Here is a 16,277-nt window from a genome sequence, read left to right as displayed (position 1 = left end):
TTTCTGCCAGGATGAAGCTGCGCGTGTTCCTTGACGGAGGGGGCCGCGGCCTTAACTCGCGCGGGACAGACGGGTGGGCGACGCGAGAATGACCAGAACACCGATCCTTTACTGGGCGCGGCGGGACTTCCGGCTGGGCGACAACCCCGCGCTCTGCGCGGCGGCGGCCTCGGGGTGCCCGGTGATCCCGGTCTTTGTCGTCGACGAGGTCATGGAAGGCCACGGCGCGGCGCCGAAATGGCGGCTCGGCCTCGGCGCGGAGGCGTTCGGCGCGGCCCTGGCCGGGGCGGGATCGAGGCTCATCGTGCGGCGGGGACGGGCGCTCGACGTTCTGCGCGCCCTGATCGCCGAGACCGGCGCGCGCGAGGTGCACTGGAACCGGCTCTACGATCCCGCCGCGCGCCGGCGGGACGAGGCGGTGAAGGCCGCGCTGAAGGCCGAGGGCGTCGAGGCGCGCAGCCACGGCGCGCATGTCCTTTTCGAGCCATGGACGGTCGCGACCGGTGTGGGCGGGTTCTACCGTGTCTACACGCCGTTCTGGAAGGCGGTGCGGGGCCGCGATCCGGGCGAACCCCTGGCGGTGCCGAAGCTTGCCGCGCCCGAGGTCTGGCCCGCGTCGGAGGATATCGCCGGCATGGGCCTCGGCGACGCGATGCGGCGCGGCGCGGAGATCGTGCGCCCCTATCTCGCCGTCGGCGAGGAGGCCGCGCGCGGGCGGCTCGGCGCATTCATCGCCGAGGGCATCGCGGACTATGCCGATCGTCGCGACGACCTCGCGCGGGACGGGACGTCGCACCTGTCGGAAAACCTCACTCATGGAGAGATCTCGGCGCGGACCTGCTGGTGGGCGGGGATGCGCGCGATGGAGCAGGGCAAGCCCGGGGCCGAGACCTTCCTCAAGGAGCTCGTCTGGCGCGACTTCGCCCATCACCTCGTCCATCACACGCCCCATATCGTGGAGACGAACTGGCGCGAGGACTGGGATGCCTTTCCGTGGAACGAGGATGCCGGGCGCGAGGACGTGCGCGCCTGGAGGCGGGGCCGCACGGGCATGCAGGTCGTCGACGCCGCGATGCGCGAGATGTACGTGACGGGGCGGATGCACAACCGCGCGCGGATGCTCGTCGCCTCCTATCTCTGCAAGCACCTTCTGACCCACTGGAAAATCGGGCTCGACTGGTTCGAGGATTGCCTCGTCGACTGGGATCCGGCCTCGAACGCGATGGGCTGGCAATGGTCGGCCGGATCGGGACCGGACGCGGCGCCCTATTTCCGGGTGTTCAACCCCGAGACGCAGGCCGAGAAGTTCGATCCCCACGGCCGCTACCGGCGCCGCTGGGTGGCCGAACTGTCCTCCGATCCGCCGCAGGCGGCGCGGAGCTACTTCGATGCCATTCCCGAAAGCTGGGGCATGTCGGCGGCCGACCGTTACCCGGCGCGGCCGGTGGTCGACACGGCGCTGGGACGGCAGCGGGCGCTCGACGCCTATTCCAACCGAAGCTTCTGAATGTCCCGGCCAGACCGGGGCTTGTCTAACGCGGCGGCATCGGGCCAAGATGCCGGAACGACATGGAAAACGACAATGATAAAGACCACGACATCGGGTGAAACCGGGCTTCCGCGATACTTCAACGCGGTCTTCGAACAGGCGGGACGGATGGAGCACGGGCGGCTCGACATGGTGCTGCCCGACGGCCGCGTCTTCCGCACCGAGGGGCCGAAGCCCGGCCCGGTTGCCGAGCTGCACATCCACAACACCGACATCTTCGGGCGGCTGATCCGCGAGGGCGACCTGGGCTTCTGCGAGGCCTATCTCGACGAGTGGTGGTCGACGCCGGACCTGCAGGCCTTCATGGATCTCGTCCATGCCGACAACGAGGAGGTCTACGACGGCTTTCTCGGCATGGGCCTGGTGCGCGCCTACGAGCGGCTGCGCTTCTGGTTGCAGTCGAATTCGAAGCGGCAGGCGAAGAAGAACATCTCCTACCACTACGATCTGGGCAACGAGTTCTACGGGCTCTGGCTGGACGACACGATGACCTATTCCTCGGCCAAGTTCGAAACCGGCCAGGAGAGCCTGGAAGCGGCGCAGATCGCCAAGTACGCCTCGATGGTCGACCAGATGGGCGCCCAGCCGGGCGAGCACGTGCTCGAGATCGGCTGCGGCTGGGGCGGCTTCGCGGAATACGCCGCGAAGGAGCGCGGGCTGCGGGTGACGGGCCTGACCATCTCGAAGGAACAGCATGACTACGCGGTCGAGCGGATCGCCCGTGCGGGCCTCTCGGACCGGGTCGAGATCAAGCTGCAGGACTACCGCGACGAGAAGGGTATCTACGACGGCATCGCCTCGATCGAGATGTTCGAGGCGGTGGGCGAACGCTACTGGCCGGTCTATTTCGACACCCTGCGCGAACGGCTGAAGCCCGGCCGGCAGGCGACGCTGCAGATCATCACCGTGCAGGACCGCCGCTGGGAGATCTACCGGCGCGGCGTGGACTTCATCCAGAAGTACATCTTCCCCGGCGGCATGCTGCCCGCGCCCAAGGTGTTGCGCGAAGAGGTGGGCCGTGCGGGACTGGAGATCGCGGGCTCGATCGAGTTCGGCGAGAGCTATTCTCAGACGCTGCGGCGCTGGCACGAGACGTTCAACGCCCGTTGGGACGAGGTCGCGGCACTGGGCTTCGACGAGCGGTTCCGGCGGATGTGGAATTTCTACCTGTGTTCCTGCGCGTCGACGTTCCATTTCGGGAACACCGACGTGACCCAGATCACCGTGCGGCGGCCAATCTGAACATTGATGCGCCGCTTTTGCGAAATCCGCTCGTTTTGCGCGGTTTGGCCACAAATGGGCCCCAATCGGAAGGTTTGATCCCGCGCATGTTCTTCGATCCGCAAACCCAGTCGGGCATGCCCAAGCGGCAGATGCCCACGGCGGCCAAACTGGTCGCGGCGATCCTGTTCTTCGTGGTGGGATGGCAGGCGGCGACCTTCACGCTGCTGACCTTTCCGCCGGAAATGGCCGCAACCTACTTTCCCCTGTCCATCGCGATGATCGGCCTCTGGCAGGGGTGGATGGTGTCGGGCAGCCGTGCGGGGCAGGGTGTCGGGGTCGCCTTGGGCAACGGGGTGCGCTGCGGGGTGCAGGTCGCCTTCTTCGGCATCCTTCTGTTCGCACTGCGCACTATGTTCATGCGTTCGGCCAACCTGCGCTACGACAGTCCGGGCGAGGCGGTGATCGCGACGCTCGACCTGTTCCTGCAGTACTTCCTCCAGACCCTTGAAATCCCGCATATCTGGGCGACGCTTCTGATCGGCGGCGCGATCGCGGGGCTCCTGACCGAGGCCGCGGGGCGTCTCTGGCGCTGATCCATGGCAACCACCACGGTTTTTCTTTTCGGCACGCTGCGCCACGCGCCGCTTCTGCGGCTGGTCGCCGGGCGCGAGGTCGCGACGCGGCCCGCTCAGTTGGAGGGTCAGCGCTGCCAACGGGCCGAGCATGGCGACTGGCCTGTCCTCGTCGACGCGCCGGACGGTCGGGCCGGCGGCCTTGTAGCCGAGCTTGACGAGGCGGCGCTGCGGCGGCTCGACTGGTATGAGGCGGTATTCGGCTACAGCCGCGCCCCCGTCACGGTGGAGGTCGCCGGAGAGAGGGTCGTGGCGGAGGTCTGGCGCCCGTCCCATGACGATCCCGGCAGCGGCGAGGACTGGAGCCTCGACGCCTGGATTGCGACCTGGGGCCCGGTCACGCTGGAGGCGGCGGCCGATATGGTCCGCCGCATCGGCCAGCAGGACCCCGGGGAAGTCGGCCGCATCGCACATATCATCCGCGCCCGCGCCGATGCAGTGCTGAGGACGCGCGCATGGCGGCGTCCCGGTCGCCTCGGGGGACAGCTTGGCGCCGGGGATGCGCATATCCTCGAACGGCACCATCCCTATGACGGCTTCTACGCCATGGAAGAGATCGTCGCCCGGCACACGCGCTTTGACGGCACGACACAGGCCGATGTGGTGCGGGCGGTTTTCCGCGTGGCGGATGCCGCCACCGTCCTGCCCTACGATCCGGTGCGCGACCGCATCCTGCTTGTCGAGCAGATTCGGTTCGGACCGCTGGCGCAGGGCGACCCCTCGCCCTGGTTGCTGGAACCCGTCGCGGGCCTGATCGACGCCGGCGAGGCGCCGGAGGATGCCGCGCGGCGCGAGGCCGCCGAGGAGGCGGGCCTGTATGTCGAGGACCTGCATTTCGTCGCCCGCTACTACCCGACGCCCGGCGGTGTGGCCCATGTGCTCTATTCCTACATCGGGATCGCCGATCTGCCGGACGAGGCCGGGCGGCTCGGCGGCCACGAGAACGAGGCGGAGGACATCCTCGGCCATGTGGTCGGCTTCGAGGAGGCGATGGCCCTCTTGCAGGGCGGCGACCTCGTGAACGCGCCCGCGATCCTGTCGCTGCAGTGGTTGGCACAGAACCGCGAGCGGCTGCGGAAGGCGGCGGCCGCGGGTTGAGTTTGCCCGCGTTGACCCCTATCCCTTGAGGCCCGCAACCCCCGCAAGAAGGGCGCAGGATGACCATTCACCAAGACCTTGCCGCCGCCGTCGGACACACGCCGCTGATCCGTCTCAACAAGGTCAGCGACATGACCGGGTGCGAGATCCTCGGCAAGGCGGAGTTCATGAATCCCGGCCAGTCGGTCAAGGACCGCGCCGCGCTGTTCATCATCCGCGATGCCGTGGCGAAGGGGCAGCTCCGCCCGGGCGGCACCATCGTCGAGGGGACGGCCGGCAATACCGGCATCGGCCTGTCGCTGGTGGGGGCCTCCATGGGCTATCGCACCGTGATCGTGATCCCCGAGACCCAGAGTCAGGAAAAGAAGGACATGCTGCGCCTCGCGGGCGCGGAGCTGGTCGAGGTTCCGGCGGTTCCCTATTCGAACCCCGACAACTACGTCCGCTATTCGGGTCGCCTCGCCGAGCGCCTGGCGCAGTCCGAGCCCAACGGCGCGATCTGGGCCAACCAGTTCGACAACGTGGCCAACAGGCAGGCCCATGTCGAGACGACCGGCCCCGAGATCTGGGACCAGACCGGCGGCGCCGTCCACGGCTTTACCTGTGCGGTGGGCTCGGGCGGGACGCTGGCCGGGGTGGCGCAGGTCCTGCAGCCCAGGGGCGTGAAGGTCGCGCTGTCCGATCCCGAGGGCTCGGGGCTCTACAAGCTCTATACGGGCCTCGATGCGGGCGGAAACTCGATCACCGAGGGGATCGGGCAGGGGCGGATCACCGCGAACCTCGAAGGGTTCACGCCCGATGCCTGCTACAAGATCCCCGACACCGAGGCGCTGCCGATCGTCTTCGATCTTCTTGCAGAAGAAGGCCTGTGTCTTGGCGGATCCTCGGGTGTGAACGTGGCCGGTGCCGTGCGCATGGCGCGCGAGATGGGGCCGGGCCACACCATCGTGACGATCCTGTGCGACTACGGCACGCGCTATCAGTCGAAGCTGTTCAATCCCGTCTTCCTGAAGGAGAAGGGTTTGCCGGTGCCGACATGGCTCAACCGTGCGCCGAGGGACCTGCCGGACGTCTTCGAGGCATGAAGCGCCGTCTCGCCGCCGTCCTGCTTCTCCTGGGGCTCGCGTTCGCGCTGGTCCCGGGCCTCGCGCCGCACGCCTTGGCCCAGGAGCCCTCCACCGCCCAGGCGACCGGACCCGAGGGCATCGACTACGACAGCTGGGAGACGGAGGCCACGCGGATCGAGAACCTGCTGGAGTCCGGCACGGCCTCGAGCGCGTTCTTCACCAACCTGCGGCAGACCCTCGTCGACTGGAGGGCGCGGTTCGTGTCGGCGGAAACCGCCAACGCCGCCCGGATCGACACGATCGAGGCGCAGATCGAGGCGCTCGGCCCGCTGCCGGCCGACGGGTCGCCAGAACCCGCCGCAATCGCGGACCGCCGGTCCAGTCTGGACGAACAGCTTGCCCGTGCGCGCACGCCCCAGGTCAACGCGACCGCGGCCCTGAACCGTGCCAACGGCCTCATCAACGAGATCGACCTCCTGCTCCGCGAGCGGCAGCAACAGCAACTTCTGCAGCTGGATCCGAGCCCCGCCAACCCGGTGAACTGGCCGGTCGCGCTTACGGCCCTGCGTGACGTGGCCGTGGCGGTGGAGCGCGAGACGCGGCTGCGCCTTGGCGATCCGACCCGGCAGGGGGCGCTGACCGACGGCGCGCCGGGAATTCTCGCGCTGGCGGCGCTGGGCCTTCTCGCCCTCCTGCGTGGCCGGCGCTGGACCAAGCGCCTGACCGAACGGCTCCAGCGGCGGAGCCACTCGCGGGGGCGCATCGCCCTCGCGTTCATGGTGTCGCTGCTCCAGGTGGCGGTGCCGCTGATCGGCGTGATCCTCCTGCTGACGGCGCTCCTGACGACGGGCATGGTCGGGCCGCTCGGCTCCGAGCTCCTGCAGGCCTTCGCCGGGTTCGCCGGCACGGTCTACATCACCCTCTGGCTTGCGCGGCGCCTGTTCCGGCAAAGCAGCGATCCCGTGTTCGCCGTTCTGGTCCGCGACGAGGACCGCGCCACCGCCGCCAAGCGGGTCACCAGTTTCATCGGGGCCGCCGTCGGCCTTGGTCTGGTGGCGCAAACCGTCGCGGCCTTCGACCAGGTTCCGCCGGCCGCCGCCGGGGTGATCCAGCTGCCCGCCTATATCCTGCTGGCCTACCTGTTCTGGCGCGCGGCACGGCTGTTGCGGGCCGACGCGGTCGCAGTCACCGAGGCCGATGGCGGGGCGTTCTCGGTCCGCGCCCTGAACGTCTCGGCCAATGCCCTGATCGTCGTTGCGATCCTCGGGCCGCTTCTCGCGTTGGTGGGATACGTCAACGCCACCGAGGCGCTGATGGTGCCCGTCGCGCAGAGCCTCGGACTCGCGGGGGTTCTGCTCGCGCTGCAGCCGGTGGTGCGGGACCTTTACGCCCTGGCGGCCCGCAGGACGCAAGAGGAGGCTGCCGCGGCGCTGATTCCCGTCCTCGTGAACTTCCTGCTCGGATTTCTCGCGCTGCCGCTCTTCGCGCTGATCTGGGGCATGCGACCCGAACAGCTGGGCGACATCTACAGCCGGTTCTGGGAGGGCATCGCACTTGGGGGCGCGCGGATCACGCCCGGCAACGTCTTCGCCGTGGCGATCGTCTTCGGCATCGGCCTTCTGGTAACGCGCCTGCTGCAGGGCGCCTTGAAGTCGACCGTGCTGCCGCGCACCCGCCTCGATGCCGGCGCGCGGACCGCCGTCACCTCCGGCGTGGGCTATGTCGGCATCGGACTTGCCGCCGTCATCGCCATCACCGCGGGAGGGATCGACCTGACCGCGCTGGGCGTCGTTCTCGGGGCGCTCTCGGTCGGGATCGGCTTCGGCCTTCAGAACGTCGTCAACAACTTCGTTTCGGGCATCATCCTGCTGATCGAGCGGCCGATTTCCGAGGGCGACTGGATCGAGGTCAACGGCACGATGGGGATCGTCAAGGACATCTCCGTGCGCTCGACCCGGATCGAGACCTTCGACCGGACGGACGTGATCGTGCCCAACGCCGATCTCATCTCGGGGACGGTGACCAACTGGACACGCGGCAACACGATCGGCCGCGCGGTCCTGACCGTCGGCGTGGCCTACGGCACCGATACCCGCCGCGTGCAGGATATCTTGCTGGAGATCGCGCGCGAGCATCCCGTTGTCGCCGCCTATCCGGAACCGGGCGTCGACTTCCTCGGCTTCGGCGCCGACAGCCTCGATTTCCGCATCCGCTGCATCTTGCGGGACGTGAACCAGATGCTGGCGGTCAAGACCGAGATCAATCACAGGATCGCCGAGCGCTTCGCCGAGGAGGGGATCGAGATCCCCTTTGCACAACGCGACGTGTGGCTGAGGAACCCAGAGACCCTGTTCGCCGGGCGCGGCCCGGCCGGCGGTCCCGGAAACGGCGCGAAGGCCGACACCGACAGCGAGGCGCCCGAGGCCCCATCGGGCGACACAGCGCCGGACATGCCCGGAGAGACACAGAGATGACCGAAGCCCTCTACATGCGCGAACCCTACCGCAAGTCCGCCTCCGGCCGCGTGCTGGCCCTGACCGACGAGGGCGGTATCGTGCTCGACCAGACGATCTTCTATGCCCGTGGTGGTGGCCAGCCCGGCGATTCCGGCACGCTCGACTGGTCGGGCGGGCGCATCGCCATCGCCACGGCCGTGAAATCCGACGATGGCGCCATCGTCCTGATCCCGGCGGAGGCCGGCGCCCTGCCGCCGGTCGGCGCAGCCGTGGATCAGCGCCTCGACTGGGACCGCAGATACGGGCACATGCGCATCCATACCGCGCTGCACCTGCTGTCGGTGGTCATCCCGCTCCCGGTGACGGGCGGTGCGGTCGGCGCGACCAAGGGGCGGCTCGACTTCGACATGCCCGAGGCGCCGAACGAGAAGGCGATCCTCGAGGGGCAATTGAACGCGCTCGTGACCCGCGATCTTCCGGTTTCGGAGACTTGGATCGACGAGGCCGAACTCGACGCCAACCCGGGTCTCGTCAAGACATTGTCCGTTCAGCCGCCGCGCGGGGCAGGGCGGGTCCGCCTCGTCAGGATCGGGTCCGAGGACGCGCCGGTCGACCTGCAGCCCTGCGGCGGCACGCACGTGGCGCGGACCGGCGAGATCGGCAAGCTGAAGATCGGGAAAATCGAGAAAAAGGGCCGTCAGAACCGCCGCGTGACGATCGAGTTCGCCTGAGCGCACCGGCCTGCCGCGGTTCACGCGGCACAGTCGTCGTTTCGCGGCAGACTTGCCCCTTGCGTCCGCGCCCCGCGCTGCGCTATCGGATCACTCGCCGGAGAGGTGGCCGAGTGGTCGAAGGCGCACGCCTGGAACGCGTGTAGGCGGGAAACCGTCTCCAGGGTTCGAATCCCTGTCTCTCCGCCACTTGCCCCCGCGAAAGCGTTCTCCCGATCCGGCTGCGGCCGGATTTTTCCGTTGTTTTCGAGGGTTATACGGGAGGGGCTGAGCACTGGCCCACGCGACGAGAGGCCCAGAAACCGTCTCTCAGAGCCGATGCTCTCCGGACCTGATGACTGCGCAGTTTTGGTGAATAGCTCGATAAGATGTTGGTAGGCGTAGATTTTCTTCTGCGACGACCTGAACACTTCGATTTGGGTCGCACGTGGCGAATGGAACCATGATCGAACGCACCGTTGCTGCGGCAGGGTATATGCCAACATTCGACAAGGAGGGCGGAGAGCCGACCTTCGCTGCGGCGTGGATGAACGGCAGCGATGAGCAGGAAGCTGACTTTGCAAAAACCAAATACCGGCCCGGTTCCGCCAGTTGCGAAAACTCTTGTGTATGTCTGTCGCCGATCCGAGAATGGCAACGTCTACAAGGTTGCGAGCGGGGCAGTTGGCTGTGATGCTTTGTGGAAGCATGAAAAAAAGCAGAGCAAACGTCCATGAGCTTCACAGACGCACTAGAGACCCGGCAATCTCTCATTGACAAGATTGGGTACGATGAGGCGTATCTTTGTCTTGCGGTCGCGCTCTTCATAGAAGAGCCTGACGTCGATTCGTTGGCGAGTGGAGGCCTTACCGAAGGCGGAAACGATAAGAAAATCGACTTCATTTATCACGATCCGAATTCAAAGCGTCTGGTTTTCGCCCAAGGCTATATGGCAAAGAAGCCGAAAGACGAGGCCCCGAGCAACAAAGCTTCAGACCTCAATACGGCTTGTGCGTGGCTCCTGTCTGGCGACCTGGCGTCGGTGCCGGAAAAACTGCGGGAAATCATTACAGGCTTCCGCACGGCGATGGATGCAGGCGAAATTGATTCCATTGACCTCCTGTACGTCCACAACCTACCGGAATCAGTGAACGTCACTCGCGAGCTTCAAACAGTTGAAAGCCACCTGCGCACAACACTCGCGGACGATAGGCTTACGGTTCGCTCACATGAGCTCGGAAAGGCCAAGATTGAGCATCTTTTTTCAGCCCAAGACTCTCACATCGAAGTGATTGATGACATCGATTTCCCTTGGACGATTGGGATCACACAAAAGGGAGATAACTGGAGCGCTGGTGTCGCCACGGTTGAAGCGAACTGGTTGCATAGTCTATACCAGAGATATGGCGACAAGCTGTACAGCGCGAATTACCGTGGATTTCTCGGTGCCGATGGTAGAAAAAGAGTTAACTCTGGAATCCGTGAAACTGCTGAAAATGAGCCTAAAGATTTTTGGGCTTACAACAACGGCATCACGGTGCTGACCATTTCCATAGGCGAAAAGAAGAAGGGCAAAAGGGATTTACGGGGCATTTCCATCATTAATGGAGCGCAGACTTCTGGAACCATTGGTTCAATCGATAAATCCAAAATATCGCTAGATGAGGTGAAGCTCCTTTGTCGCGTCATTGAATGCTCCGATCAAGCAACTATCGATAAAATCGTGCGCTTTAATAACACTCAAAATGTCATCACCACATGGGACCGTTTCAGCAATGATGCTGACCAGAAGCGACTGTCTGACGAGTTTGATGAGCTCGGGTACGCTTACAACCGCAAGCGTGGCTTCAATGCCCAGGGTGACCAGATTGGAATTGAGCAAGTTTTGCAGCCTCTGCTGGCATTTCACGGCCGCCCTACAGATGCGGTTCGAGGCAAGGCTCAGCTTTTTGTGCAAGACCACTTATACCGGAGCGCGTTCGAAAACAAGAAAGCCAGGCACATTTTACTCGTCTACTCTCTCGCTCGCGCAATCGACAACAAACGGTTAGAGTTAAAGGCGAAGTCAAATGAAGGCGCCCTAATCTCGGTCGAGGCCAAGCAATTGGCGCTTCTGAGGAATCTTAATTTTAAACCGTTCCTCGTTTCTGCCATAGTGAACAGTCTTGAAACCGTTGTCGGCACTTATTGTGATCCGCTGACTGTCAGCTTCAAACCTGCCGCCGCCAAGGGCACAGTATTGACCGATCTCTCAGCGAGATGGCTGCCAATAGTAGAAGCGGTGCTTCCCCTTCTTACAGCCATCGTTGAACCAGATACATTCTTCAAGAAGCTAAGTTCAGAAGACAACTTTCTGAGCCAAACAAAAGCACAGTTGGACGCTATGCTCGTTGCAACCGGGCAACCCGAAAAGTGTTCCGATTTTGCATCGGTGGTGGCTTCAACCTGAAATATATCGATTGCTGGCTTGTGTGACGCGTGTCCGAAACTGTCTTCGTCGGTTGCATCCCGGCAGTTGGCCACTTATCGATCAACTTTTGTATCCATCTTCCTCGCGGCGTATTGTGTCTGCTTGGGGCTGACACCGATCACCCGCTGCGCCTGACGCGAAGGTCCGGTTCGGGCCGTTCGCGTAGTTCGTCTCGACGCGCTGGAAGGCGGGAAGCTGAGTTCCGCTGGGCTTGCGGAATAACAACCAATGCAGACATCCGTTCGGACAGATGTCGATGGCGGCGTTGCGGACAAATCAGTCGTCGAACTACGTGCGTCCGCTGACGACTCACTACCGGAAAGCAGCCGTTCTAAGGAGGGGGCGCGAGCTGGCTTCAAAGTTCTCCGCCTCAAGCGCATGATATCACGTAATTTTTCATTGGCGCTTTGGTGGCTTCGCCGGCCGAATACCTGGCGTCAGGTCCTGAGATCGGCATACGTGATCCGTCGCAGGACCCATTCCATGGGTCCGAGCCTGAAATAGCGCCGCCAGATGAGCAGCAGCCCGATGAGCCCCCCCGTCACGGCGAGCGCGACGAGAACGGCGGTCAGCCGGTCCACCGCACTCCAGAGCCCCAGCCCGTAGCCCGAGAAGATCGTCGACAGGACGATCGACTGGCTGAGGTATATGCTCAGGCTCGACCCGCCGGCCGCCAGCGCCTGCGCCATGAGCGGTCCCGGCGGGCGTGAGACTGCCGCGATCAGGCCGAGATATCCGAGCGTCGCAACCGGTGCAGAGACGATGGTCAGGACGACCCCGGGCACCGGCGGCCCCGATTGCCAGATCGCGGCCCCCAGGAGTCCAAGCGCGACCCCCGGCCCGAGACACCAGCGCCGGGCGCGCCGCCAGAGCGGGTGCACCGCGTCGTCGATCATACCGGATTTCACCGCCGCAAGGCCGAGGCAGAACCAGCCGAGCGCCGAGATGCCCTGGATCACGAGGAAGGACGGCAGGACGAACGCGAAGCCGATGCTGCGGAACAGGACGGCCTCCAAGAACCCGCCCTCCGTCAGGATCGCGCGCTCCATCGCGACGATGTCTGGTGGCGTCTCCGGCGCGACGAGCAGAAGTGGCGGGGCGATTACGGCTTGCACGACCAGCAGCCCGGCGCCAAGTCGCACGAGGCGCCGCACCGGCCAGTCCCGGAACAGGTAGAGGATGGATCCTGTGACGGCGTAGATCGTCAGGATATCGCCGGGGAAGAACAGGCAGCCATGAGCGATACCGAGGATCAGGAGCCCGATCATCCGGTTGCGGTAGACGCGCCCGAACGGCAGCCCGCGCCGAGCCGTCGAGCGCATCAGGAACCCCAGCCCGACACCGAACATGAAGGAGAAGAGCCCGTAGGTCTTGAGCAGCGCCAGCCCGTTCACAAGCCAGAGGGTGATGGCGTCCAGTGCCGTCTCGCCACTTGGGTCGGCGAAGCTGCCGAGCGCCGAGAACGCGATGTACTGGACGTTGACGACGACGATACCTAACAGCGCGAAGAGGCGCAGGTAATCCGGCATGAGCGCACGGGGCGGCGCGGTCATGGTCGCGTGAACACAGACAACGCCAGCGTCAGCATTTCGCGGATGCGTGCGGGGTCTTCGCCCGACGCACGCTGGGTGATGGCAAGCGCGATCTGCTCGCCCAGATATTTCGCCCCGGCCTCGACCGACAACCCGTCGGGCCACTCCCCGGCATTGCGGGCAGCTTGCAGGAACGCCACATATGCCGCCTGCGCGGCTGCGTCGATCTCTTCGACCCGCGCCAGCGTATCCGGCCCCAGCCGGTGCTTGCCCGCGCGCATTTTGTAGAACAGGCACCCGGTTTCCATCCGGGGATCGCCGCTTGCAAAGTCGATGAGAGCGTCAAGCGTCCTGCGCAGCCCCTTTCCACCGTGCAGGATCAAGAACATCTCCGACAGCACCTGCTCGGCATAGCGGTCGAGCACCGCGCGCGACAGCCCGTCCTCGCTGCCGAACGCGCGGTAGAGCGAGGGCTTGGAGATACCTGCCATCTGGGTGATCGCGTTGACCGACACGTCCGCCGGGTCGGTCTGCCAATAGGCGGTCATGGCGATGTCCAACACCTTCTCCGTGTCCATCGTCCGCGGTCTGCCGCGAGTGGGTTTCGGGTCCTCAGCTGTCATTTTGTTACCATTTGGTACTTTAAGCCTTGACGACGCGTTACAGATATTTGTACCAACCGGTAACGCATCGCGCAAGCAGGAGAAGACACCATGCCCGACACCGCAAGAACAGTCGTCATCACAGGGGCCAGCAGTGGCTTCGGTGCCGCGGCCGTGCGCGCCTTTGCCGATCGCGGGGACCGCGTTTGGGGCACGATGCGCGACGCAGACGGGCGCAACGCGGCCAAGAAGGCCGACCTGGAAGCCTACGCCCCTGGCATTGCCATCGCGGAGATGGATGTGACTCGTGACGCATCCGTAGCCGATGGCTTTGCCGCCATCCTGGCCGACGGTCCGATCGACATTCTGATCAACAACGCCGGCATCATGTATATCGGCATGACCGAGGCCTACAGCGTCGCGCAGGCCCATGAGCAGATGGACACCAACTATTTCGGGGCCATCCGCGCGATGCAGGCGGTTCTGCCGTCGATGCGTGCGGCCGGTTCGGGCCTCATCATCAACACAAGCTCCCTCGCCGGGCGGGTCGCGGTGCCCTTCTTCGGCACCTATTGCGCGACCAAACACGCGCTGGAAGCCTACAGCCAAAGCCTGCGATACGAGGTGTCCCCTTTCGGCATCGACGTGGCGTTGGTCGAACCCGGCCCGTTCCCGTCGAACCTGCTGGCCGCCGGAAAGCCGCCCGCCCGCGCGGATGTGCTGGCGTCCTATGGCGATCTTGGACAGGTGCCCTCCGCCATGGTCGCGGGTTTTGCCCAGATGCTGGCCAGCGATGAAGCCCCCGACCCGCAACTGGTCGTCGATGCCTATCTGTCGCTGGCCGATGCCGCCCCCGGCAAGCGCCCCACGCGCACGGTCGTCGGCATCACCTGGGGCGTCGACGAGGTGAACGCCTTCACCCAGCCGCGGCAGGACGCGCTGCTCAAGGAAATGCAGCTCGACACCGTGCTCGGCGGTGCCGACGCCTGACCACCCCAATATCCCTCCCCTGGAAAAGGACCCAATCCAATGAAAAAGACCCTTACGGCTGCCGCCATCACGGTCGCTGTCGCTGCAACAGGCGCAATTGCCGAGACCCACGCGTCAGAACTCAAATCTGCCGCCCTCAGCGCGTTCCAGGCGCTATTCACGGACTACAGCGAAGAAGGCGTGCGCACGTACATTGCCGCGGATATCGTTCAACATAATCCTTTCGTGCCCACCGGCCGAGATGCGCTGATCGGGTTTCTGCCAAGTCTCGAAGCCTCGGCTATCACGTGGACCAACCATCGAATCTTGCAGGATGGAGACTTCGTTGTTCTGCACAATTCGTTTACCAATGCTGAGGCTTTCGGAGCGCCCGAGATCGTCACCATCGATATCTATCGGATGGAAGACGGACAGGCCGCTGAACACTGGGACGCTATCCAACCCTTCGTGACGGAAACAGCCAGCGGGCGCAGCATGGTTGACGGTCCAACCGAGGTCACGGATCTGGACCAGACCGAGGCGAACAAAGCTTTGGCCGTCGCACTGATCGAAGATGTGCTGATGGGCCGCGACCCGGCACGGATCACCGACTACATCAGCGCCGAGAGCTACGCCCAGCACAACCCCGGTATTGCGGATGGGCTTGAGGGCATCGTCGCGGCCGTCGAGGAACTCACTGCGCAAGGCAACATGTTCCAATACACCGAGATCCACGCTGTGTTGGGCGAGGGCAATTTTGTCCTGACCGTCAGCGAAGGCCAATGGAACGGCACGACCAACGCCTTCTATGACCTGTTCCGGATGGAAGACGGCATGATCGTCGAGCATTGGGACGTGATCCAGCCTGTCCCGACCGAGGGTCTGGCCAACACAAACGGCATGTTCACCGGGTTCGACGGCGTTGGCCCGGAGTCAATCGGGCAATAGACCTCATCACGACATAGCCCGGCCAACGAGCCGCGCCCAAGCAGGCGGGACACCTGTCTCGCCTGCAAAACTGCAACGAACGCCAGCCCGGTGGCCGGAGCTCCTCCAAGCATCGCCGTACTCGACAATCTCGCAACCGAAACGAGCCAGCCAAATGTCTTCAACTTTTGCCTCCACCCTCGGCCTTCTGCTCTGCCTTGCTCCGGCTGTCGTCCATGCCGTCGAAGTCGTCCGCCCCCTCTGGGCACGATGGGTAGTGAACTGGGTGCTTCCGTTCTTCGCCCCGGGTCTGCCGCGCCCGTCGAAGGCCCTGACCCATGATGACCAGATCGCTATGCTAGACGCAGCGCTCGACGCCGCACCGAAGGACAAGGCTCCCGCAGGAGCGGACTACATCTTTCTGATTCTTTTCGAGCAACGCCAGGGCTCGCTGGCCTTCATCGCGGTGGCGGTAGGTGTTCTGTATGGCCTTTCTCTTCCCATGGCCGACCGACATGCTCTGCATTTAGTCTTCGGTACGATGGCGGCCCTTTTCGCGCTGGTGAACGCCAATCATGCCGGTGTTCCCGGACTGGGTCACCACCCCAGAGTCAGCCACAACGGGCGCAATGTCGGTATCCTCTTTGCGCTGTTCTGGGCGGCAGCGGCGATTTTGAACTACATCGGCTTCAACACCTGACCGCTTTTCGTTCGGAGTACGGAACCGACCAAGCATTCCAGCGCGCACAGGCCGCGCCCAAGCAGGCGGAAGACCTGTCACGCCTGCGAAATCGCAACGAACGCCCGCGATGAGTGAACTGCGCACAAACGAACAGACACGCCCGCCCAAGAAGTCGATAGAAGGAGATGCGAATGCCTACCTCACAACTGACCCCTGAGCGGTTTCGCAGGCGCCCGGCTGTTATTCGGGCAGTTGAAAACCCGCGGTCCCCGCGCAGCGTACTCAACTACATGTGTGCATGTGATACGTCGGACCCCGACACCTGCAAGGCATTGAGCCTCGATGAGAATGTATCACCC

The 16,277-nt window shown here is 64.4% G+C and carries 14 protein-coding genes and 1 tRNA gene; 13 read left to right on the top strand and 2 right to left on the bottom strand.

Annotated elements, in window-relative coordinates; genetic code table 11:
- The first annotated feature begins 88 nt into the window (after positions 1–88).
- The 10 genes from N8I71_RS16860 to N8I71_RS16815 all read left to right on the top strand — a co-directional run bounded on the left by N8I71_RS16860 (position 89) and on the right by N8I71_RS16815 (position 11,185).
- A complete protein-coding gene (locus N8I71_RS16860; RefSeq protein WP_262879185.1) occupies positions 89–1,507 on the top strand; it encodes a cryptochrome/photolyase family protein in 1,419 nt (472 codons plus the stop codon).
- A gap of 75 nt (positions 1,508–1,582) precedes the next feature.
- Positions 1,583–2,791, top strand: a complete 1,209-nt coding sequence (locus N8I71_RS16855; RefSeq protein ID WP_262879184.1) for an SAM-dependent methyltransferase — start codon at positions 1,583–1,585, stop codon at positions 2,789–2,791.
- A gap of 86 nt (positions 2,792–2,877) precedes the next feature.
- Complete coding sequence (locus tag N8I71_RS16850) at positions 2,878–3,366, top strand: TrgA family protein (RefSeq protein WP_262879183.1); 489 nt, start codon at positions 2,878–2,880, stop codon at positions 3,364–3,366.
- Positions 3,367–3,369: 3 nt separating this feature from the next.
- Complete coding sequence (locus N8I71_RS16845) at positions 3,370–4,503, top strand: NUDIX domain-containing protein (RefSeq protein WP_262879182.1); 1,134 nt, start codon at positions 3,370–3,372, stop codon at positions 4,501–4,503.
- Positions 4,504–4,562: 59 nt separating this feature from the next.
- On the top strand, positions 4,563–5,588 hold the full coding sequence (locus N8I71_RS16840) for a cysteine synthase A (protein ID WP_262879181.1): 1,026 nt from the start codon (positions 4,563–4,565) through the stop codon (positions 5,586–5,588).
- The gene (locus N8I71_RS16835; protein WP_262879180.1) at positions 5,585–8,044 is read left to right on the top strand and encodes a mechanosensitive ion channel family protein; all 2,460 of its coding nucleotides are present in this window, start codon (positions 5,585–5,587) and stop codon (positions 8,042–8,044) included. The genes N8I71_RS16840 and N8I71_RS16835 overlap by 4 nt, the downstream gene beginning before the upstream one ends.
- Entirely contained in the window at positions 8,041–8,757 is a 717-nt protein-coding gene (locus N8I71_RS16830; RefSeq protein WP_262879179.1) for an alanyl-tRNA editing protein, read from the top strand. The genes N8I71_RS16835 and N8I71_RS16830 overlap by 4 nt, the downstream gene beginning before the upstream one ends.
- A 99-nt stretch (positions 8,758–8,856) precedes the next feature.
- Positions 8,857–8,946: transfer RNA gene (locus tag N8I71_RS16825), tRNA-Ser, on the top strand.
- Positions 8,947–9,199: 253 nt separating this feature from the next.
- A complete protein-coding gene (locus N8I71_RS16820; protein WP_262879178.1) occupies positions 9,200–9,430 on the top strand; it encodes a hypothetical protein in 231 nt (76 codons plus the stop codon).
- Between the two features lie 39 nt (positions 9,431–9,469).
- On the top strand, positions 9,470–11,185 hold the full coding sequence (locus tag N8I71_RS16815) for an AIPR family protein (protein ID WP_262879177.1): 1,716 nt from the start codon (positions 9,470–9,472) through the stop codon (positions 11,183–11,185).
- A 458-nt stretch (positions 11,186–11,643) separates the two neighbouring features.
- Here N8I71_RS16815 and N8I71_RS16810 read toward each other — a convergent pair whose 3' ends face one another.
- Both N8I71_RS16810 and N8I71_RS16805 read right to left on the bottom strand, forming a co-directional pair.
- Complete coding sequence (locus N8I71_RS16810) at positions 11,644–12,759, bottom strand: DUF418 domain-containing protein (protein ID WP_262879176.1); 1,116 nt, start codon at positions 12,757–12,759, stop codon at positions 11,644–11,646.
- Complete coding sequence (locus N8I71_RS16805; RefSeq protein WP_262879175.1) at positions 12,756–13,316, bottom strand: TetR/AcrR family transcriptional regulator; 561 nt, start codon at positions 13,314–13,316, stop codon at positions 12,756–12,758. The genes N8I71_RS16810 and N8I71_RS16805 overlap by 4 nt, the downstream gene beginning before the upstream one ends.
- A gap of 135 nt (positions 13,317–13,451) precedes the next feature.
- On the opposite strand from N8I71_RS16805, the gene N8I71_RS16800 reads away from it, so the two are divergent.
- The 3 genes from N8I71_RS16800 to N8I71_RS16790 all read left to right on the top strand — a co-directional run bounded on the left by N8I71_RS16800 (position 13,452) and on the right by N8I71_RS16790 (position 15,936).
- Positions 13,452–14,330: an SDR family oxidoreductase gene (locus tag N8I71_RS16800; RefSeq protein ID WP_262879174.1), complete on the top strand. Its 879-nt coding sequence runs from the start codon at positions 13,452–13,454 to the stop codon at positions 14,328–14,330.
- A 39-nt stretch (positions 14,331–14,369) separates the two neighbouring features.
- Complete coding sequence (locus N8I71_RS16795; protein ID WP_262879173.1) at positions 14,370–15,257, top strand: nuclear transport factor 2 family protein; 888 nt, start codon at positions 14,370–14,372, stop codon at positions 15,255–15,257.
- Between the two features lie 256 nt (positions 15,258–15,513).
- Entirely contained in the window at positions 15,514–15,936 is a 423-nt protein-coding gene (locus N8I71_RS16790; protein WP_262879172.1) for a hypothetical protein, read from the top strand.
- The last annotated feature ends 341 nt before the right edge of the window (positions 15,937–16,277 follow it).

This window comes from Roseicyclus sediminis (genome assembly GCF_025515305.1).
Lineage (GTDB): Bacteria > Pseudomonadota > Alphaproteobacteria > Rhodobacterales > Rhodobacteraceae > Roseibacterium > Roseibacterium sediminis.
This window is presented reverse-complemented; position numbering and strand designations above follow the sequence as displayed.

Coding starts and splice junctions, on each gene's coding strand:
- N8I71_RS16835 (WP_262879180.1), top strand. CDS start 5,585: ATGAAGCGCCGTCTCGCCGCCGTCCTGCTTCTCCTGGGGCTCGCGTTC.
- N8I71_RS16820 (WP_262879178.1), top strand. CDS start 9,200: ATGATCGAACGCACCGTTGCTGCGGCAGGGTATATGCCAACATTCGAC.
- N8I71_RS16860 (WP_262879185.1), top strand. CDS start 89: ATGACCAGAACACCGATCCTTTACTGGGCGCGGCGGGACTTCCGGCTG.
- N8I71_RS16800 (WP_262879174.1), top strand. CDS start 13,452: ATGCCCGACACCGCAAGAACAGTCGTCATCACAGGGGCCAGCAGTGGC.
- N8I71_RS16840 (WP_262879181.1), top strand. CDS start 4,563: ATGACCATTCACCAAGACCTTGCCGCCGCCGTCGGACACACGCCGCTG.
- N8I71_RS16810 (WP_262879176.1), bottom strand. CDS start 12,759: ATGACCGCGCCGCCCCGTGCGCTCATGCCGGATTACCTGCGCCTCTTC.
- N8I71_RS16795 (WP_262879173.1), top strand. CDS start 14,370: ATGAAAAAGACCCTTACGGCTGCCGCCATCACGGTCGCTGTCGCTGCA.
- N8I71_RS16830 (WP_262879179.1), top strand. CDS start 8,041: ATGACCGAAGCCCTCTACATGCGCGAACCCTACCGCAAGTCCGCCTCC.
- N8I71_RS16855 (WP_262879184.1), top strand. CDS start 1,583: ATGATAAAGACCACGACATCGGGTGAAACCGGGCTTCCGCGATACTTC.
- N8I71_RS16815 (WP_262879177.1), top strand. CDS start 9,470: ATGAGCTTCACAGACGCACTAGAGACCCGGCAATCTCTCATTGACAAG.
- N8I71_RS16805 (WP_262879175.1), bottom strand. CDS start 13,316: ATGGACACGGAGAAGGTGTTGGACATCGCCATGACCGCCTATTGGCAG.
- N8I71_RS16850 (WP_262879183.1), top strand. CDS start 2,878: ATGTTCTTCGATCCGCAAACCCAGTCGGGCATGCCCAAGCGGCAGATG.
- N8I71_RS16845 (WP_262879182.1), top strand. CDS start 3,370: ATGGCAACCACCACGGTTTTTCTTTTCGGCACGCTGCGCCACGCGCCG.